At 68.3% G+C, this 18,184-nt stretch carries 18 protein-coding genes and 1 pseudogene; 10 read left to right on the top strand and 9 right to left on the bottom strand.

Translation table 11 applies throughout. The annotated features are described in order from the left end of the window. The first annotated feature begins 61 nt into the window (after nucleotides 1–61). From ACVN90_RS14420 to ACVN90_RS14390, 7 genes and pseudogenes are all read left to right on the top strand, one after another. Entirely contained in the window at nucleotides 62–1,363 is a 1,302-nt protein-coding gene (locus tag ACVN90_RS14420; RefSeq protein ID WP_475098901.1) for an FAD-dependent oxidoreductase, read from the top strand. Further along, complete coding sequence (locus ACVN90_RS14415) at nucleotides 1,360–1,872, top strand: N-acetyltransferase family protein (protein WP_475098900.1); 513 nt, start codon at nucleotides 1,360–1,362, stop codon at nucleotides 1,870–1,872. Before ACVN90_RS14420 ends, ACVN90_RS14415 begins: the two co-directional genes overlap by 4 nt. An 89-nt stretch (nucleotides 1,873–1,961) precedes the next feature. After that, nucleotides 1,962–2,381, top strand: a complete 420-nt coding sequence (locus tag ACVN90_RS14410; RefSeq protein ID WP_475098899.1) for an arsenate reductase ArsC — start codon at nucleotides 1,962–1,964, stop codon at nucleotides 2,379–2,381. Between the two features lie 350 nt (nucleotides 2,382–2,731). Then, nucleotides 2,732–2,878 (top strand): annotated as a pseudogene (locus tag ACVN90_RS14405) (helix-turn-helix domain-containing protein); the annotation flags it as partial. Nucleotides 2,879–2,902: 24 nt separating this feature from the next. After that, nucleotides 2,903–3,307, top strand: a complete 405-nt coding sequence (locus tag ACVN90_RS14400) for a hypothetical protein (RefSeq protein WP_475102174.1) — start codon at nucleotides 2,903–2,905, stop codon at nucleotides 3,305–3,307. Between the two features lie 2 nt (nucleotides 3,308–3,309). Next, nucleotides 3,310–3,894, top strand: coding sequence for a hypothetical protein (locus ACVN90_RS14395; protein WP_475098898.1), 585 nt, complete (start codon nucleotides 3,310–3,312; stop codon nucleotides 3,892–3,894). A 798-nt stretch (nucleotides 3,895–4,692) separates the two neighbouring features. Further along, nucleotides 4,693–5,664: an arsenic resistance protein gene (locus ACVN90_RS14390; protein ID WP_475098897.1), complete on the top strand. Its 972-nt coding sequence runs from the start codon at nucleotides 4,693–4,695 to the stop codon at nucleotides 5,662–5,664. Between the two features lie 28 nt (nucleotides 5,665–5,692). On the opposite strand, the gene ACVN90_RS14385 is transcribed toward ACVN90_RS14390, so the two are convergent. The 6 genes from ACVN90_RS14385 to ACVN90_RS14360 are packed head-to-tail and all read right to left on the bottom strand — an operon-like array spanning nucleotide 5,693 to nucleotide 13,554. Continuing rightward, nucleotides 5,693–6,394 (bottom strand): response regulator transcription factor, encoded by a 702-nt coding sequence (locus ACVN90_RS14385; RefSeq protein ID WP_475098896.1) that lies wholly within the window; start codon nucleotides 6,392–6,394, stop codon nucleotides 5,693–5,695. After that, nucleotides 6,391–8,934: a DUF4118 domain-containing protein gene (locus ACVN90_RS14380; protein ID WP_475098895.1), complete on the bottom strand. Its 2,544-nt coding sequence runs from the start codon at nucleotides 8,932–8,934 to the stop codon at nucleotides 6,391–6,393. Before ACVN90_RS14380 ends, ACVN90_RS14385 begins: the two co-directional genes overlap by 4 nt. Nucleotides 8,935–8,980: 46 nt before the next feature. Further along, a complete protein-coding gene (gene kdpC / locus ACVN90_RS14375) occupies nucleotides 8,981–9,595 on the bottom strand; it encodes a potassium-transporting ATPase subunit KdpC (RefSeq protein WP_475098894.1) in 615 nt (204 codons plus the stop codon). 19 nt (nucleotides 9,596–9,614) lie between these two features. Next, entirely contained in the window at nucleotides 9,615–11,780 is a 2,166-nt protein-coding gene (gene kdpB, locus ACVN90_RS14370; RefSeq protein ID WP_475098893.1) for a potassium-transporting ATPase subunit KdpB, read from the bottom strand. A gap of 2 nt (nucleotides 11,781–11,782) precedes the next feature. Further along, on the bottom strand, nucleotides 11,783–13,465 hold the full coding sequence (gene kdpA, locus ACVN90_RS14365) for a potassium-transporting ATPase subunit KdpA (RefSeq protein WP_475098892.1): 1,683 nt from the start codon (nucleotides 13,463–13,465) through the stop codon (nucleotides 11,783–11,785). After that, on the bottom strand, nucleotides 13,465–13,554 hold the full coding sequence (locus tag ACVN90_RS14360) for a potassium-transporting ATPase subunit F (protein ID WP_220339253.1): 90 nt from the start codon (nucleotides 13,552–13,554) through the stop codon (nucleotides 13,465–13,467). The genes kdpA and ACVN90_RS14360 overlap by 1 nt, the downstream gene beginning before the upstream one ends. A 473-nt stretch (nucleotides 13,555–14,027) precedes the next feature. Between ACVN90_RS14360 and ACVN90_RS14355 the strand changes: the two genes are divergently transcribed. Further along, complete coding sequence (locus ACVN90_RS14355; RefSeq protein ID WP_475098891.1) at nucleotides 14,028–14,255, top strand: hypothetical protein; 228 nt, start codon at nucleotides 14,028–14,030, stop codon at nucleotides 14,253–14,255. 3 nt (nucleotides 14,256–14,258) lie between these two features. Here ACVN90_RS14355 and ACVN90_RS14350 read toward each other — a convergent pair whose 3' ends face one another. Next, entirely contained in the window at nucleotides 14,259–16,169 is a 1,911-nt protein-coding gene (locus tag ACVN90_RS14350; RefSeq protein WP_475098890.1) for a potassium transporter Kup, read from the bottom strand. A gap of 170 nt (nucleotides 16,170–16,339) precedes the next feature. Between ACVN90_RS14350 and ACVN90_RS14345 the strand changes: the two genes are divergently transcribed. Together ACVN90_RS14345 and ACVN90_RS14340 are read left to right on the top strand one after the other, a co-directional pair. Next, nucleotides 16,340–16,861 carry a hypothetical protein gene (locus ACVN90_RS14345; RefSeq protein WP_475098889.1) on the top strand — a complete coding sequence of 174 codons (522 nt, stop codon included), beginning with the start codon at nucleotides 16,340–16,342 and terminating at the stop codon, nucleotides 16,859–16,861. Nucleotides 16,862–16,976: 115 nt separating this feature from the next. Next, nucleotides 16,977–17,486: a hypothetical protein gene (locus tag ACVN90_RS14340; RefSeq protein ID WP_475098888.1), complete on the top strand. Its 510-nt coding sequence runs from the start codon at nucleotides 16,977–16,979 to the stop codon at nucleotides 17,484–17,486. Nucleotides 17,487–17,513: 27 nt separating this feature from the next. On the opposite strand, the gene ACVN90_RS14335 is transcribed toward ACVN90_RS14340, so the two are convergent. Both ACVN90_RS14335 and ACVN90_RS14330 read right to left on the bottom strand, forming a co-directional pair. Further along, complete coding sequence (locus ACVN90_RS14335) at nucleotides 17,514–17,825, bottom strand: DUF1048 domain-containing protein (protein WP_475098887.1); 312 nt, start codon at nucleotides 17,823–17,825, stop codon at nucleotides 17,514–17,516. Nucleotide 17,826: 1 nt separating this feature from the next. Further along, entirely contained in the window at nucleotides 17,827–18,183 is a 357-nt protein-coding gene (locus tag ACVN90_RS14330; RefSeq protein ID WP_475098886.1) for a DUF1048 domain-containing protein, read from the bottom strand. Nucleotide 18,184 lies beyond the last annotated feature (1 nt).

Raw genomic sequence — 18,184 nt, 5'->3', positions numbered from 1 at the left:
GCCCAGAATCTGTATCGAAGTTCATCGATATCCGCTGGAGGACGTTGTGACCCTGCTTGACTTGACGCCTCGCGCCGCCGATGCCAGCCCGCTGTCGACTCTGCCCGTTGCGATCATCGGCGCCGGCCCGGTCGGGCTGGCCGCCGCCGCGAACCTGGTCGAGCGAGGCATCGACTTCATCGTCTTCGAAGCGGGCGCCGACGTGGCGGCCAGTGTCCGCTCGTGGGGGCACACCAGACTGTTCTCGCCCTGGAAGCACCTCGTCGACCCGGCCTCGCGTCGCCTCCTCGAAGGACGCGGGTGGGAGGTGCCCGACCCGGAGCGTGCGCCGACGGGGACCGAACTCGTCGAGAACTACGTCGCACCGCTCGCCGCCCTCGAGCAGATCGCCCCACGGATCCGCACCGGTGTCGAGGTGATCGGCGTCAGCCGCGAGGGCATGGATCGCACGCGGACGGCGAGTCGTGCCGCCACTCCTTTCGCAGTGCGCATCCGCACCGTCGGAGGCGACGTGGAAGACTTCTCGGCGCGCGCCGTGATCGATGCGTCGGGGACCTACCTCTCGCCGAACTCGCTCTCGTCGAGCGGGCTCGAGTTGCTCGGCATGACCGAGATCGCCGACCACGTAACTCCTGCCCTGCCCGACGTCCTCGGCAGGGACCGATCGACGTTCGCGGGTCGGCGCGTGACAGTCGTGGGAGCAGGCCACTCAGCCGCGAACACGCTGCTGGCCCTGGTGCAGCTCGCTCGCGAGGAGGCCGGCACCACGGTGACTTGGCTGATCCGCACTGCGATGGCGGTGCGGGTCTCCTCCTCGCCCGACGACGAGTTGATCGGTCGCGCGAACCTCGGCAACCGCGTCGACCGCGCGGTGGAACGCGGCGACGTCGCGCTCATCGACGGCTTCGAGATCATCCGTGCCCGTCGCGCGGGTGGCGCGGTCGAACTGGTCGGCCATCACGATGACGACGTGGTCAGTCACGAAACCGACATCGTCGTGAACGCCACCGGGTTCCGGCCGAACCTCGACATCCTCCGGGAGATCCGCCTCGAGTTGGACGACATCGTCGAAGCGCCCAGACGGCTGGCTCCCCTCATCGACCCGAACGTGCACTCCTGCGGCACGGTCGAGCCACATGGGTTCCGCGAGTTGACGCACCCGGAGCAGGGGTTCTTCATCGTCGGTATGAAGTCCTACGGACGCGCGCCGACATTCCTGCTCGCCACCGGATACGAGCAGGTGCGCTCGGTGACGGCATGGCTCGCAGGCGACACCGCGTCCGCGTCGAACGTGGAACTCGTCCTCCCCGCGACAGGGGTCTGCTCCACCGACGCAGGCAACGGCGGTGGATGCTGTTCATGACTCAGGTTCGTGAGATGACGCCCGCCGACTGGCCAGCGGTCGAGCGGATCTACCAACAGGGGATCGAGGACGGGGAAGCGACTTTCGAGGTCGCAACCCCGACCTGGGAGGCGTTCGATGCGGGGAAGCTGCCCGCACTGCGGTTCGTCGCCGAGGACGAGACCGGCGCACTCCTCGGGTGGATCGCCGCGTCGCCGGTGTCCTCCCGCCCGGCGTACCGCGGCGTCGTCGAGCATTCGGTCTACATCGATCGGAGTGCTCGCGGACTGGGCCTCGGTCGCCGCCTCCTGGACGTGTTCGTCGACGCCGCCGAGGACGCAGGGATCTGGACGATTCAGTCGAGCATCTTCCCGGAGAACGCTGCGAGCCTCAGACTCCACGAGGCGGCCGGCTTCCGCGTGGTGGGTCGACGCGAGCGCATCGCGCGGTCACACACCGGCCCGCGCGCAGGCGCCTGGCGCGACACGCTCCTCATCGAGCGACGCAGCACGACCGTGCACGCCGGTTGAACGTGGCCGTTCCCGAGAGTTATCCGGGCTGGTTCGGTGAATAGATAGATGACCATCTATTCTTTCTTCTGAGAGAAAGCGAGACCGTCATGAGTGACAAGCCCACCGTTCTGTTCGTCTGCGTGCACAACGCCGGGCGGTCGCAGATGGCCGCCGGCTACCTGCGCGCCCTCGGTGGCGACGACGTCGAGGTGCTCTCCGCGGGCTCCGCGCCGAAGGACGTCATCAACCCGGTGGCTGTCGAGGCCATGGCGGAGGAAGGCATCGACATCGCCGGCAACACGCCGAAGGTGCTGACAGTGGACGCCGTGAAGGAATCGGATGTCGTCATCACGATGGGCTGCGGCGACGCGTGCCCGATCTTCCCCGGCAAGCGCTACGAGGATTGGGAGCTCGACGACCCGGCAGGCCAAGGGATCGAGGCGGTGCGTCCGATTCGCGATGAGATCCGCCGCCGGATCGAGTCGCTGATCGAAGATCTTCTTCCCGAGCGGGTGGCGCAACCATGAACAGCGCTCAACCCCTTGGAAACATCGGGATCACAGTGGCGGAGGATGGGGGATTCGAACTCTCATTTTCTGAGGCGCGAATGGGCCGTTTTGCCGCGTAATTCCGCGGTTTTCGGGATGCCCCTGCTTAGGGTCTCCGACGTTCTCCTGCATCGATCTGCGCGGCGTGTCGCCGGTTAGTGTGCCTCAACTGTGCCACGAGGGTCGATCGACTGAGCCATGCGTGCACATCAGGCCCAGGCGGCGTCGGCGACCGATGGGCCGCGCGGTCGAATTTCGGGTCCTGGCGGCCGGCCCTTGACGCTGTCGCGTAGAATATGTTGTCAACGACATAATCCGGGGAGGTGCTCATGACCGCCGCTTCGACACTCGTGCGCGCTGCCCGAAAGAGCCGCAGGCTCACTCAGCAGCAACTCGCTGAACGTACCCACCTCGATCAGAGCAGCGTTTCTCGCTCTGAAGGTGGCCGCGATGCAGAGTTCAGCACTATCCAACGCCTGCTCGCCGGCGCAGGGCACCGCTTGTACTCGGCACCCACCCAGCGCGACGACGCCGCGACAGTCGCCGTCGAGATCCGCGAGCAGCTCGGCGTCAAAGACAAGGACCGCGCGCTGCGGGCGCTCCTGCAGCTCAACGACAACCTGGTCGCCGAGCGAGGGCTTGTCCGCGGCGTGCTCGGGCTGGCAGAGCCGGAGTCCACCAAGGATCCCGTGTGGGATGCGGCGATCGCCGGCCTCGTGGCATGGCGTTTGCGCGAGGAGGGACTTCCCGCGCCCGACTGGGTGAACGCGCCCAGTCGGCACCTCAGCACCCCTCGAACCCTCGACGTCGATCCAGCCGACCCCGCTCCACCAGAGTCGGAGGTGCCGAAGGAGTTCGCGGAACGAGGCGTGCACGTATGGGGTGACACCTTCGCGAGCGTCTGATCGTGGCGACCTCGCTCAACCGTGACGACATCATCGGCGGGCTGCGCGAACTCATCGCAGAGCTGCGTGATGCGGGCAAGGTCGCCGGCATCCGACTGGTCGGTGGTGCCGCACTCGCCCTTCGCTACTTCGACCGCGGCACCACACAGGACCTCGATTCGCTGCACATCCAGCCCGGCAGCGATGAAGCGGTGGCTGAGGCCGCGGCACGCGTCGCGGCTCACCGTGGATGGGATCCGTCTTGGCTTAACTTCGCGGTCGAGCGGGCCGACGCGTTGCCAACGTTCGGCCGCCGCGCCGTCGAGTGGGAGACGATCTACGACCAGGACAGCATCATGATCCAGGTGGCGTCCAAAGAGACACTGCTCGCGATGAAGCTCCGCGCCAATAGGCCCGGCCGGGACACCAACGACATCCGCCAGTTGCTCCGCCTGTGTGATGTCGCGACGCTCGAGGCGGCGGAGGACCTCTACGAGGACTACTACGCGGGCGATGCGCTCAGCGACCGTGCCGTTGAGATGGTGCAACGCATCCTTGATGGCGGTCTGCCTGACCATGTGCCGTCACCGGGTCCTATCGACCTATGAGCACGACTCACTGAGGGATCACGCCCCTCTTCATCAGGGCCTGCCGGCTGAGCTTCGTCCGCGAGCTCAACGCAACCCAGGTCTGCCCTCGACCCCGGAGCCATGACACGAGTTCGTCGCGTTCGTGCAGGAGCTTCGCCTCTTCGCGGTGAAGCTTCTCCAGGTCGCGGCTGAGTGTGCTCAGACGATCGAGACCTGCACGAGTGTCGCCCCATTTGCGCGCCAACCGGCGCGCTTCCGCTGATCGTGCGTCCGCGTCGCGACGGGCGCGCTCGGCTCGTTCGTGGGCCTCAGCTTCGCGCCCCTGCGCGGCTTCACGCTTGGAATTTCGGCGTCCGCGGACCATGTAACCAGGTTGTCACGCGTGCCCAGTGTTCTCAAGGTATCCGGGCGTGTCACTGATAAGTGCCTGCGTGCATTGCCGCATTCTTTACTGCCTCCGTAGCGGTAGCAGTTCCGTCTCGCCGCGAGCGGGTCATTTCGTATCGTGGGGACGCGAGTGAGTGAGGCGTCGGGGGAGTGCCCATCGTCGACCAGGGCGGCGCAGTGACCGGTGCGGCTCAGACGCGTGTGGTTCGCCGTCGGAGCCCGCGCCGGGGAGGATGCCGTCGACGCGGGCTGCCCCCAGCTTCCAAACGGAGTCTTAGCGTTGGGTCATGACCGAGTTCGAGAACCTTGTGGCGGAGTCGCCCGACGTATGCACGCTGCCGACCGCTGGACGGCCGCTGCACATCTCCGAATTCGCTGGTCCGTTCGCACGGATTTGAGTGCGCGCTGGGGTCCAGGCAGTGTGGGGAGATGCGTAGCGCGGTCGCCTGGTGGGAGCGCCACCAGGTCGCGCTCTACCTCGGCGCGATTCTTGTCGGGGCCGTCGTGGGCCTGGCCGTCCCTACGCTTGCCGATCCGTTGGAACTTGCGATCACACCGACGCTCGGGCTCCTGCTGTACGCGACCTTCCTCGGGGTGCCGTTCACGACCGTCGGCGCAGCGTTCCGGGATGTGCGATTCCTTGGAGCCGTGCTCGCGCTGAACTTTGTGTTGGTACCGGCCATCGTCTGGGCGCTCAGCCGTTTCGTGGTCTCCGATCAGGCGCTGCTCGTGGGCGTGCTGCTGGTCCTGCTGACGCCGTGTGTCGATTATGTGATTGTGTTCGCCGGACTGGCTGGCGGTGCGAGGGAGCGCTTGCTCGCGGCGACGCCCTTGCTGATGTTCCTGCAGATATTGCTGCTCCCTCTCTACCTGTGGCTCATGGCGGGGCCGGGCGTCGTGTCGGAAATCGACGTTCGCCCGTTCGTCGAGGCGTTCCTGCTTCTGATCGTGCTGCCGCTCACGCTCGCAGTGATCACGCAACTGCTCTCCAAGCGATTCCGAGCCGCTCGTACCTTCGAGCAAGGTGTTCTGGCGGCGATGGTCCCGCTCATGATGCTGACTCTCGCCGTCGTCGTCGGCTCCCAGCTGTACGCGGTCGCCGGCGCTCTCAGTCAATTGATCGTTGTCGTACCGATCTACGTGGCGTTCGCGCTGCTGGCTGCACTGCTGGGTGCGCTCGTCGGGTCGATTGCGGGGCTGGACGTTCCGGGGCGGCGGGCAGTCGTCTTCAGTGGCGTGACCCGCAACTCGCTGGTCGTCCTTCCCCTCGCTCTTGCACTGCCGGCGGCGTTCGCACTCTCCCCGCTGGTCGTCGTCACCCAGACTCTTGTCGAGCTGATCGCGATGGTGGCCATGGTGGCGCTCATGCCTCGCCTCGTCGGCAGGTCCGCCAGACCGTGACAGCGCTCCGGAGTGAGCAGCCCCGCGGTCACGGCCCGCTGGGGGAGGGCACCGCGTCGTTCGTGATGAGTCGGTACCCCATGCCTTGTTCGGTGATGAGGTGCTGGGGTTGAGATGGGTCAGCTTCGAGCTTCTTGCGCAGCTGCGACATGTAGAGGCGCAGGTATCCGGAGTCGGCCACGTGTTCGCTCTGCCAGATGTCCTTGAGGAGCGTCTGGCGAGTGACCAGCGACCCGGGGTTCCGCGCGAGGAACTCGAGCATGCGCCACTCGGTGGGTGTGAGATGCACGCTCTCGCCGGCGCGGGTGACGGTCTTTGTCGCGAGGTTGACCTCTACGTCGCCGAACCGGGCGATCGGGCGGCCGGTCACCGTCGATGCGCGCCGCACGAGCGCCCGAAGGCGCGCGAGCAGCTCGTTGATCTGAAACGGCTTCGTGACGTAGTCGTCGGCGCCCGCATCCAGGGCTTCGACCTTGTCGCCCCAGCCGGTTCTTCCCGACACGACGATGATCGGCCCGGTGTACCAGCCGCGCAGCGCCTCGATCACCTGAACCCCGTCGAGGCGGGGCATGCCGAGGTCGAGAAGGACGACGTCGGGGTGGGTCTCGGCGGCGAGGGTGACGGCCGCGGCGCCGTCCTGGGCGGCGACCACGTCGTATCCGTGTGCGGCCAGCGTGATCTTCAGGGCCCGGATCAGTTGCGGGTCGTCGTCTGCGACCAGGATCTTCATGGAAGGATGCCTCCGTCATAGGCAGGGCGATTCGGCAGGCGATCCGCTGCCGCGAGGGGCAGAGCGATCACCATGGTCAGTCCGCCGCCGGGGGTGTCTTCGGGGGTGAGGGTGCCGCCCATGCCTTCGGTGAAGCCCTTGGACAGCGCCAGCCCGAGTCCCAGCCCGGTCTGGTTGTCGGTGTCGCCGAGACGCTGGAACGGCGCGAACACATCCTCGCGCCGGTTGGCGGCGATGCCGACGCCGTGATCGATGACACGGATCTCCGCGGTCCCTCCCAGCCGGCTCGTGGCCACCCTTACCCGCGACCCGGCGGGGGCGTGCCGGTGCGCGTTGCCGAGGACGTTCACCAGCACGCGCTGCAGCAGTACCGGGTCGGCGAGGACCGCCGCCGCTTCCTCATCGAGCGCGAGCTCCACGGTCTCGGGGCCCAGCTGCAGCTCGTCGATCGCAGCGAGTACGAGGCTGTCGGCGTCGACAGGTTCGAGGGCGACGGCGAGCACGCCTGCTTCGACGCGGCTCACATCGAGCAGGTCCGTGACGAGTCGCGAGAGGGTGGCGAGGCTCTCATCCGCGGTCGCGAGGAGCTCCCGCCGGTCTTCGTCCGACAGCTGATCGTCGATCGCCCGCATACCGCCGACGGCGGCGACCGCGGCGGCCAGCGGGCGGCGCAGGTCGTGACTGACGGCGGAGAGCAGTGCGCTGCGGACTTGGTCGGTCTCGGCCAGCGCATCGGCCTCGCGGGCGGTCTCGGTGAGATCGCCGTGCTCGAGGGCGGCGGCGAGTTGCGCGACGATCACGTCGAGGAGGCGTTGCTCCGAGGCATCCAGGTCCGCCCCGCCATGCAGCTCGAGACTCGCCCGTGCGCGCCCGCCGGTGCCGACGGGCATTGTGACCGCTCTGCCGTCGGCCACTGGTTCTCCGTCGGTGGCGAGGACGGTGCCGTCAGCGTCGATGAGGCGCGCCCCGGCGAGGCGGAATGCCTCTCGAGCGCGGCTGATCAATGCGGGGACCGCGCTCTCGCCGCGCAGGACGCTGCCGGCGACCGTCGCGATCAGCTCAGATTCGGCGACCGCCCGCCGTGCGGCTCGATCGCGTCGCGCGGCCTGGTCGACCACCAGGCTGACCAGGATCGCGATCACGACGTACAGCACGAGCGCCAGCGCATGTTCGGGATCCGCGATCGTGATCGTGAAGATCGGATCCACGAAGAGGAAGTCCAGGGTGATGCCCGAGAGCACGGCGGCGAAGACAGCTGGCCATATCCCGCCCACCAGGGCGACCACGACAACCAGCAGCTGGTACGCGAGGACGTCGGCGGTGATCGAGTCGTCGCTGCTGGACATGAAGAGCAGCCACGACAGCAGCGGCCCGCCGGTGAGTGCCAGGGCGAACCCGAGGAATCGGCGCCGCGCGCTGAGGGCCGGCCCGGCCAGGCTCGGGAGGTGGAAACGTCCGCCCGCGGCGGCATGGGTGACGATGTGCACGTCGATGTCGCCGGACTCGCGGATCACGGTCGCGCCGATGCCGGGACCCGTGAGTGCGGCCGCGAAGCGCCCTCGACGACTCACGCCGAGGACGAGCTGCGTCGCGTTGGCGGATCGTGCGAACTCGACCAGCGCACGGGGGACGTCGTCGCCGACAACCTGGTGATACGTGCCGCCGAGCGACTCGGCCAGCGCCCGGTGCGCGGCCAGCGCGCCAGGCGGGGTGCTTCGGAGTCCGTCCTGGCTCGACACGTGCACCGCGAGCAGTTCTCCGCCGGCGGAGCGGGCCGCGATGCGGGCACCCCGCCGCAGCAGCGTCTCGCCCTCGGGGCCGCCGGTGAGGGCGACGACGACACGTTCTCTCGCCTGCCACGTGCCTTCGATGCCCTGTTCGGCGCGATACGCGTTGAGCGCTGAATCCACTTCGTCCGCGAGCCACAGCAGAGCCAATTCCCGCAGAGCCGTGAGGTTTCCCAGCCGGAAGTAGTTGGACAGCGCGGCGTCGATCCGCTCGGCGGGGTACACCACACCGGCGGAGAGGCGGTCACGGAGGGATTGCGGGGCGAGGTCGACGACTTCGATCTGGTCGGCGCCGCGGACGATGGAGTCGGGGACGGTCTCGCGCTGCCCCACCCCTGTGATCTGTTCCACGACGTCGTTGAGAGACTCGATGTGCTGCACGTTCACGGTGGTGATCACGTCGATCCCTGCGGCGAGCAGCTCCTCGACGTCCTGCCAGCGCTTCGCGTTGCGCGAACCGGGAACGTTCGTGTGTGCGAGTTCGTCGACCAGGGCGAGAGAGGGGTGCCGCTGCAGAAGGGCATCCAGGTCCATCTCGTCGAGTTCCACACCGCGGTGGGCGAGTCGTCGACGGGGGATCTCCGGGAGCCCCACGGCCTGCGCGGCGGTGGCCGCGCGGCCGTGGGTCTCGACGATGCCGATGACCACGTCGCGGCCATCCTCCTGCAGCCGCCGCCCCTCTTCGAGCATCTCGTACGTCTTGCCGACGCCGGGCGCGGCACCGAGCAGCACGCGCAGCCTGCCGCGCTTCACAGCGACGCTCCTCGTGTCTCCCGGCAGCCCGACGTCGGCATCCGTCTCACCTGCCGGCAGCGTCGAGGGCGAGGTTGAGCTCGACCACGTTCACGCGCGGCTCTCCCAGGTAGCCGAGGTCGCGCTGCTGGATGTGGGCGTCGACGAGGGAGCGCACCTCGGCTTCGTCGAGGCCGCGCTCGGCCGCGACCCGGGGGACCTGCAGCAGCGCGTACGCGGGGCTGATGTGGGGGTCGAGGCCCGACCCCGACGCCGTCACCGCGTCTGCGGGGATCTCCGACGGGTCGACGCCCTCCCGCTCGGCGATCGCCGCCTTGCGTTCCTCGATCGCGCCGATGAGGTCGGGGTTCTCGGGGCCCAGGTTCGAGCCGCTCGATGCGCCGGCGTCATAGCCGTCGCCGGCAGCCGAGGGGCGCGACTGGAAGTACCCGGGCAGCGCGTTGCCGTCGGCATCCGTGAAGGACTGCCCGATGAGGGCTGATCCCACGGTGTCTCCGGCCGCGTTCTGCACGGTGGACCCGTTCGCCTGCCACGGCAGCGCGAGCTGACCGATGCCGGTGACGGCCAGGGTGTAGCCGACGCCGAGGACGAGGGTGAACACGATCATGGCGCGCAGCGCGACACCTGTGGTGCGCACAGTGGTGCGGGTGACGGTGGACATTGTGGTCTCCAGACGGGGCTCAGAAGCCCGGGATGAGGCTCACGACGATGTCGATGAGCTTGATGCCGATGAAGGGGGCGATGATCCCACCGAGGCCGTAGACCAGGAGGTTGCGGCTGAGGATCTTCGACGCGCTCGCCGGGCGGTACTTGACGCCCCGCAGCGAGAGCGGGATCAGGATGACGATGATGATCGCGTTGAAGATGATCGCGCTCGTCACCGCGGATGCCGGGGAGCTCAGCTGCATGATGTTCAGTGCGGCCAGGCCCGGGAAGATGCCCATGAACATCGCGGGGATGATCGCGAAGTACTTCGCGATGTCGTTCGCGAGCGAGAACGTCGTGAGCGCACCGCGCGTGATCAGCAGCTGCTTGCCGATGCGCACGATGTCGATGAGCTTCGTCGGATCGGAATCCAGGTCGACCATGTTGCCGGCCTCCTTCGCGGCCGACGTGCCGGTGTTCATCGCGACGCCGACGTCGGCCTGCGCGAGCGCGGGAGCGTCGTTGGTGCCGTCGCCGGTCATCGCGACGAGGTTGCCGCCGGCCTGCTCCTTGCGGATCAGCGCGAGCTTGTCCTCGGGGGTCGCCTCGGCGAGGTAGTCGTCGACGCCCGCCTCCTTCGCGATCGCCCGCGCGGTCAGCGGGTTGTCGCCGGTGATCATGACCGTCCGGATGCCCATCTCGCGCAGCTCCGCGAAACGGGCCCGCAACCCGTCCTTGACGATGTCCTTCAGGTGCACGACCCCGAGCACGCGGCCGTCGCCGTCGGCGGTGAGCGTCGCGACGACGAGCGGCGTGCCGCCTGACTGCGCGATGGCATCGGTCTCGCTCGTCAGCAGCGCCCGCTCGGACGCGGGGACGGGGGTTCCGGATGCCTCGAGCCAGGCCATCACGGCGGATCCGGCGCCCTTGCGCACCTGGGTGCCGTCGACGAGATCGACACCGCTCATGCGGGTCTGCGCGGTGAACGGCACGCTGGTCGCGCTGTCGGGGGCGGTGACGTGGATGCCGCGGATCGCGGCCAGCTCGACCACGGACACGCCCTCGGGCGTCGGGTCGGCCAGCGACGACAGCGCGGCGGCGCGCGCGAGCTCGTCGTCGGTCGCATCGGGCATCGTGACGAAGTCCGAGGCGCGGCGGTTGCCGTAGGTGATCGTGCCGGTCTTGTCGAGGAGCAGCGTCGTGACGTCGCCGGCCGCCTCGACGGCGCGGCCCGACATCGCGAGCACGTTGCGCTGCACGAGGCGGTCCATGCCGGCGATGCCGATGGCGGAGAGCAGCGCCCCGATCGTGGTGGGGATGAGGCAGACCAGCAGCGCGATCAGCACCGGGATGCTGACGGGCGACGCGGCGTACGAGGCGATCGGGTTGAGCGTCAGCACGACGATGACGAAGACGATCGAGAGGCTCGCGAGCAGGATGTTGAGCGCGATCTCGTTGGGCGTCTTCTGGCGCGCGGCGCCCTCGACGAGGGCGATCATGCGGTCGACGAACGTCTCGCCCGGCTTCGAGGTGATGCGCACGACGATGCGGTCAGAGAGCACGCGGGTGCCGCCGGTGACGGCGGAGCGGTCGCCGCCCGACTCGCGTACGACCGGCGCGGACTCGCCCGTGATCGCGGACTCGTCGACGGTCGCGATGCCGTGGACGATGTCGCCGTCTCCGGGGATGAGCTCGCCGGCCGACACGACGACGATGTCGCCGAGCGTGAGGTCGGACGATGCGACCTCGACCGTGTCGGAGCGGGTGGCGGCAGCATCCGTGTTCCCGTCGTAGGCCAGCACGCGGCGCGCCATCGTCGAGGTGCGGGTCTTGCGCAGCGTCGCCGCCTGAGCCTTTCCGCGCCCCTCGGCGACCGACTCGGCGATGTTGGCGAAGAGTACGGTCAGCCACAGCCAGACCGCGATGCCCCACGTGAAGCCGAACGGCACCGGGGTGCCGCTGGACTCCTCGGCGCCACCCAGGAACGGCTCCGCCACGGCGATCACGGTCGTGAGCGCGGCGCCGACCCATACCAGGAACATGACGGGGTTGCGCCAGAGCTCGGCCGGGTTCAGCTTGCGCAGCGCGCCGGGGAGCGCCGCCCACATCTGAGCCCAACTGAACGCGCGGGTCGACTTCGGGGCCTTCGGAGGAATGGTGCCGGCGATCGGGCCGGTCGTGGGGGTGAGAGTAGTGGACATTGTCAGACGAGCCCTTCCGCCAGGGGACCCAGCGTGAGAACGGGGAAGTAGGTGAGTGCGGTGATGACGACCGCGACGACGGCGAGGAGGCCGACGAACTGCGGGCGGTGGGTCGGGAGGGTGCCCACGGTGGAGGGCACCGCCTCCTGCCGCGCGAGCGAGCCGGCAAGGGCCAGCACGAGCACGATCGGGATGAACCTGCCGAGCAGCATCGCCACACCGAGCGCGGTGTTGAACCACGGTGTGTTCGCGGTCAATCCGGCGAATGCCGAGCCGTTGTTGTTGGCCGCCGACGTGAAGGCATAAAGCACCTCGCCGAGGCCGTGCACACCGGGGTTCCAGATCGACGTGGATTCGACGTCGGCGCGGATCGCCGGTATCGCGAAGCTCAGCGCGGTGCCCGCCAGCACAAGGGCGGGGGTCACCAGGATGTACAGGCTCGCGAGCTTGATCTGGGTCGGCCCGATCTTCTTGCCCAGGTACTCGGGCGTGCGCCCGACGAGGAGCCCGCCGACGAACACCGCGATCACCGCCAGCACGAGCATGCCGTACAGGCCCGAGCCGACGCCGCCCGGGGCGACCTCGCCGAGCATCATGTTGATCATCGGGATCATGCCGCCGAGGGCCGTGTACGAGTCGTGCATCGAGTTGACTGCGCCGGTGGACGTGAGTGTCGTCGCGCCCGCGAAGAGGGTCGAACCCCAGATGCCGTAGCGGACCTCCTTGCCCTCCATGGCGGCGCCGGCGAGCTGGGGCGCGGTGCCGAGACCGAGCGACTCGAGCCAGGTGACGGCCGCGATCGACACGACGGCGATGGATGCCATCACCGCGAGGATCGCGTAGCCCTGGCGGTTGTCGCCGACCATCTTGCCGAAGGCGCGCGGCATCGCCACGGGGATCGCGAGCAGCAGCAGGATCTCGAGCACGTTCGACCACGGGGTCGGGTTCTCGAACGGGTGCGCCGAGTTGGCGTTGGCGAAGCCGCCGCCATTGGTGCCGAGGAGCTTGATGGCTTCCTGCGAGGCGACCGGCCCGCCGGGGATGGACTGCGTGCCTCCCGCGACCGTGCCGACGTCGATGAAGCCGGTGAAGTTCTGCACCACGCCGGCGATGACGAGCGCGATCGCGCTGACGACGGCGAGCGGCAGCAGCAGTCGGGTGATGCCGCGGGTGAGGTCGACCCAGAAGTTGCCGATCGTGGCGGAGCCGCGCCGCGAGAAGCCGCGCACGAGCGCGATCGCGACGGCGATGCCGACGGCGGCCGAGACGAAGTTCTGCACCGCCAGACCCGCCAGTTGCACGGTGTAGCCCATCGTTAGTTCGGGGGAGTAGGACTGCCAGTTCGTGTTGGTCACGAACGACACCGCGGTGTTGAACGCGAGACCCTCCGGCACGGCGGGCAGACCCAGCGAGTAGGGGAGGACGGCCTGGAAGCGCTGCAGGGCGTACACGAACAGCACGCCGATGAGCGAGAACGCGAGCACCCCCCGCAGGTACGCCTGCCAGGTCTGCTCGGACTTCGGGTCGACGCCGACGAGGCGGTAGGTGACGCGCTCGACGCGCCAGTCCTTCTCGGCGGTATAGACGCGGGCGATCCAGTCGCCCAGCGGCCGGTAGAGGAGCGCCAGGATCAGGATGACGGTGGCGATCTGGAGGACGCCGGTCCAGACGGTGGCGGCATCCATCAGAACTTCTCCGGCTTCACGAGGGCGACGACGAGATAGACGATGGCGGCGAGGCCGAGCACGGCGCCGATGAGGGAGAAGACGATCACAGCTTCTCGACCCCCTTGGCGATCAGCCCGACGAGCGCGAACAGGGCGAGCGTCGCGACGAGGTAGACGACATCGAGCACAGGAGCTCCTTGTAGACGGGTGTGCCGCGCGACTGCTGTGGCGCGGGTGCCGCATCCCGCGGCACGACTTCGAATTCAACGCGTCCGCAGCGGGCTGATCGGCCGTACTTACGGAACGCATACGGGCGATACGCCGATGCTTACGGTTTGCTGCGAGTCCGCTCCTTTACCCCAGCCCCAGCGTCGATCGTCGGGTGGGAGATGCCCCGCCCGCTGCATCGACGCCGACGAGACCGTCGAGTTCGGCGAGGTGCATGTGTTCGTGGGCGATAACTTCGTGATCGCGATCCGCCGCGCCGAATCGCCCGATTTGAAGCGCGTCCGCGCCCGGCTAGAGCTCGCCGGCACCGGAGTGATCTTCCACAGGAACGGTCGCGGTGCGAGAGTTTCGGTATGGACATCAATCGCTGGTGGGCGCAGTTGGATGCGGACACGAGGGACTGGCTCGTGAATCACAATGGCGAGCCGCTGACACCCGACGTCCTTGAAAGGATCGTCGCCGTCGGCGGCACAAGCGACGCCGGCGACTGGGCCGAGGGTGAGGACTCTGCGGATGCCGTGCGGCTGTCGGATGAGGCAATCGACTGGATCGAAGCCGCCGCAAACGACGAGACCGATTGAGGGTCAGACCTCGACGCGCGATCCCATCAGGATGGTGCGGTCCGGCGGCAGGTTGAAGTACTGAGCGGCGTCGGCCGCGCCGCGAGCGGTGGCGAGGAAGAGGGCCTTCCGCCAGCGCGCGAGGCCGGGCACGTTGCCGCGGTGCAGTTCGATGGTCGACAGGAAGTACGAAGCGTGGGGCAGCTGGGACGCGAACGCGAACTCCTGCTCGTCCAGCATCTGCAGGGCCCCTGGCACGTCGGGCGTTTCCATGTATCCGAATCGCGCGCGCACCAGGGTGATCCCGTCGGCTGCGAACCCCAGATCGTCGGTTGACAGTCGCGCGTCGGCCGGCACCGTCGGAGTCTGCGCGGTCTCCACCGACAGGATGACGACGTGCTGGTGCAGCGACCCGACGTGTTCGACTGTGGAGCGCATCGCCAGTGGCGTGGTCTCGCCGCCCCGGTTGAGGTAGATCGCTGTTCCGGGGACGCGGATCACCGGAGCGGGACGGTCGTGGAGACCGGCGAGGAAGTCGCGGAGGGGGCCTTCCTCGTGTTCGCGTTGAGCGGTGACCAGTTGGCGCCCGCGGTGCCAGGTCATCAGGATCGCGTAGACGGCGATGCCGATCGCCAGCGGCAGCCAGGCGCCGCTGGTGAGCTTGGTGAGGTTCGCGGCGAAGAAGAGGGCTTCGAAGCCGAGGAGGAGACCGCCGCCGACGATGATCAGCCACAGCGGCGCACGCCAGGACTCACGGGCGTAGTAGAGGAAGAGGATCGTGGTGATGGTGATGGTTCCGGTCACCGCCATCCCGAACGCGTAGGCGAGCGCGGCGGATTCCTGGAAGGTGAGGACGAGCAGGATGACGGCGACCAGCAGGATCCAGTTGACCAGCGGCACGTAGATCTGCCCGATCGTTCGCGCGGAGGTGTGTTCGATGCGCAGCCGCGGCAGGTACCCGAGTTGCACGGCCTGCCGCGCGACGGAGAAGGCGCCGGTGATGACGGCCTGCGAAGCGATCACGGTGGCCGCGGTGGCCAGCAGCACCATCGGCAGCTGCAGCGGGCCGGGGATGAGGAGGAAGAAGGGGCTGGCCAACGCCGCGGGATCGTCGAGGATCAGCGCGCCCTGGCCGAAGTAGCTGAGTACGCAGGCGGGGAAGACCAGCATCAGCCACGCTCGCGCGATCGGCACCCGACCGAAGTGGCCGAGGTCTGCGTACAGCGCCTCCGCACCCGTGATCGCCAGCACGACGGCGGCCAGGGCGAAGAACGCGATCGACGGGTTCTGCACCGCGAACCCGATCGCATAGGTCGGCGAGAGCGCCAGCAGGATCTCGGGTTCGCGGGTGATGCCCGTGATGCCCAGCGCGCCGATCGCCACGAACCACAGGACCATCACCGGGCCGAAGAAGCGGCCCACCGCCGCCGTCCCGAACTTCTGCACCAGGAACAGCGCGACGATGATGACGACGGTGATGGGAATGACCCAGTCCGCCAGCGGCGGCGCTGCGACCTTCAGTCCCTCCACCGCGGAGAGCACAGAGATCGCGGGGGTGATCATGCTGTCGCCGAAGAACAGCGAGGCGCCCAGGATGCCCAGCGCGACCAGTGCCGCCTTCGTGCGGCGCCGCCCCCGGACGGTCTTCTCACCCACGAGCGTGAGAAGCGCCATGATGCCGCCCTCGCCGCCGTTGTCGGCGCGCAGGATCAACCCGACGTAGGCGACGGTGACGATGATCGTCACCGACCAGAAGATCAGCGACACGATGCCGTACACATTGCCGGGGGACACCGGCACCGGATGAAGGTCCTCCGGATTGAACACGGTCTGGATCGTGTAGATCGGGCTCGTACCGATGTCGCCGAACACCACCCCCAACGCACCCACGACGAGCGCGGTCTTCGCGAATCGGCGCCGGGGCGTATCGATCATCGAGCCAGTATGCACCCGGCGCGTGCGCGTAGCCGCGTTCCGCGTGTCACGGCGGATCCGGTCGGTGTCCGGCCGGGAGTGGGTATCGGTCGTAAGGGTTCGGCGCGGTGGCGTATGCGTCTCGTGAGTGAGCGACCGGGGAACCTGCGGGCGGGCGTAGACCGGAGGACATGACCCTCACCTCAGTGTTACCGACCCTGCGCCGCAGCATCCCTTCTCCGTTCACGCGTGATGTCTGGCCGGTGGGCACGGTACCCACGCTGGACGATGTGGTGCTGGCCGGCGTCTCGGTGCTGCGCTACGTGGACCTGTGCGGGACGCCCTGTGTGATTACGGGCGCCGCAGTCATCCCGCTGTCCGGCGGCGTCGCGTCGCCCTCCGAGACGACGACGATCCTGACAACCTCGCTGGTGGCGGTGGACGACCGCGGCGCCGAGCCCGTCCTGGTGCTCGATGCTGCCCTCGGCATCGCTGCGCCCCGGTGGCAGGAGACGCGACTGATCGGTCGCGTGTCCGGCGCGCATGACCGCCGGTTCGGGGTGCGTGATGCCGCCGGAGTTCCTGTAGCCGACGTCACGCTCCTCCTGCCGAGCGATCTCACATCAGGAGACATGCTCGCAGTCCCCTGCCGCGGGGGGCTGTCCGTCGGCGATGTCCGCGCGCAGGCCGCGCTGGTGGAGGCGGTGGCTTGATGTCTTGGGTGGTGACTGTCGGAGCATGTCGATGCGCCCGCGTGGAGGCCGAGTTCGAGGCCTGGTCCTCACCGTCCGCTGACGATCGGGACGACGAGCAGAGCAGGGAGGCACGATGACGACGTCGCGGCTCGCGGAGAGGTTCACGGGCGGTGTCCGCACCGGCGGCGACATGCTCAAGCCGATATTGGCAGGGCTGGAGACCGGCGAAGGCGTCGTGCCGACCATCCTGGTCCAGGGGATGGACCTCACGATGGTGACGCGACCTCGTGCGGTGCGGGCGATGGTGCACCAGCGGATGACACAGCTGCAGGTCGACCTCGTGCGTTCGCCGCTCATCCGCCGGGCACTCGTCGTGGTGCTCGTCGACGACGCGTGCGATCAGAACCGCGCGTGTGCGGGACTTGAGGCGGCGACGGCGGGCATCCACCGCAGGGTGGAGATGCTCCGAGGATTCCCGTTCGCGGTGCTGGCGATCGTGGTGCCGCGCTCGGCTCCGCCCGAGGACGTGCGTCGCCGCATCGCAGAGGGCGTCGCTTGCATCCCCGACGGTGCTGCGGCCGTCACCTGGCGGGAGGTTGCGACCTGGGGTGTGCGCGCCGCGATCAGCCTGCAGTCGCTGTGACGCGCGCGGTGATGCGCTGCGGGGTTGTCAGGACTGATCGCGGATGGACTTCTGCAAGAGGTCGGCGTTGGTTGGCGCGTCGCCGATCAATCCGTCGCAGAAGGCCGCGACATCCGGTCCGATGAGTCCGATCGCGCTTTCGCCGGAAGCGACTCCGTTCTCGAAGAAGTCCACGATGTCGGTGAGCAGGTCGCCGTCGGTCAGCGATGTCGGCCCGACTTTGAACAGGTACTTCTGGATCTCGTCGTAGACGATCCGGTAGTCGGCAGGCAGCGCCTTGACGCGAGCCATGTGCGCGCGCCACTGCCGCTTGCCTTCGATGATGTCGTGGATGCTCATGTCAGCCCTCCAGCCGGCTCAGCCTGCGTGCGACGTTCTTGTTCAGCTGCTCACGCCATTTGTCTCTGAAGTCCTTCGCCCCGTCGTCGCCGACGACGGCGGCGCAGAACCCGGGGATGTCGTCTCCCAGCGCCTCCTCGACCGACAACCCGTCGGCCGCCGTGGTCTCGAGCAGACCGAGCACCCCATCGGCGATCGGGGTCAACCGCCGACCGGTGAAACCTCCGTGAGGCATCAGTTCGATCGTGATCTGTCGCCACGCCGCCCGGTAGTCGTCGGGCAGGACTGCCACGCGGGCTTCGAACTGCGACCAGTCCCTCGTCAGGTCGCTGCCGGTGATCGTCTCCCAGAAGTTCATG

Source organism: Microbacterium sp. F01 (genome assembly GCF_056156365.1).
Note: the sequence above shows the minus strand (reverse complement) of the source record. Positions and strands in the feature narration are given on the sequence as shown.

What these genes read in the sequence shown, in the direction of transcription:
- ACVN90_RS14415 (WP_475098900.1), top strand. Translation starts at nt 1,360, where the DNA reads ATGACTCAGGTTCGTGAGATGACGCCCGCCGACTGGCCAGCGGTCGAG.
- ACVN90_RS14410 (WP_475098899.1), top strand. Translation starts at nt 1,962, where the DNA reads ATGAGTGACAAGCCCACCGTTCTGTTCGTCTGCGTGCACAACGCCGGG.
- ACVN90_RS14390 (WP_475098897.1), top strand. Translation starts at nt 4,693, where the DNA reads ATGCGTAGCGCGGTCGCCTGGTGGGAGCGCCACCAGGTCGCGCTCTAC.
- ACVN90_RS14385 (WP_475098896.1), bottom strand. Translation starts at nt 6,394, where the DNA reads ATGAAGATCCTGGTCGCAGACGACGACCCGCAACTGATCCGGGCCCTG.
- kdpC (WP_475098894.1), bottom strand. Translation starts at nt 9,595, where the DNA reads ATGTCCACCGTCACCCGCACCACTGTGCGCACCACAGGTGTCGCGCTG.
- kdpB (WP_475098893.1), bottom strand. Translation starts at nt 11,780, where the DNA reads ATGTCCACTACTCTCACCCCCACGACCGGCCCGATCGCCGGCACCATT.
- kdpA (WP_475098892.1), bottom strand. Translation starts at nt 13,465, where the DNA reads ATGGATGCCGCCACCGTCTGGACCGGCGTCCTCCAGATCGCCACCGTC.
- ACVN90_RS14355 (WP_475098891.1), top strand. Translation starts at nt 14,028, where the DNA reads ATGGACATCAATCGCTGGTGGGCGCAGTTGGATGCGGACACGAGGGAC.
- ACVN90_RS14350 (WP_475098890.1), bottom strand. Translation starts at nt 16,169, where the DNA reads ATGATCGATACGCCCCGGCGCCGATTCGCGAAGACCGCGCTCGTCGTG.
- ACVN90_RS14345 (WP_475098889.1), top strand. Translation starts at nt 16,340, where the DNA reads ATGACCCTCACCTCAGTGTTACCGACCCTGCGCCGCAGCATCCCTTCT.
- ACVN90_RS14340 (WP_475098888.1), top strand. Translation starts at nt 16,977, where the DNA reads ATGACGACGTCGCGGCTCGCGGAGAGGTTCACGGGCGGTGTCCGCACC.
- ACVN90_RS14335 (WP_475098887.1), bottom strand. Translation starts at nt 17,825, where the DNA reads ATGAGCATCCACGACATCATCGAAGGCAAGCGGCAGTGGCGCGCGCAC.
- ACVN90_RS14330 (WP_475098886.1), bottom strand. Translation starts at nt 18,183, where the DNA reads ATGAACTTCTGGGAGACGATCACCGGCAGCGACCTGACGAGGGACTGG.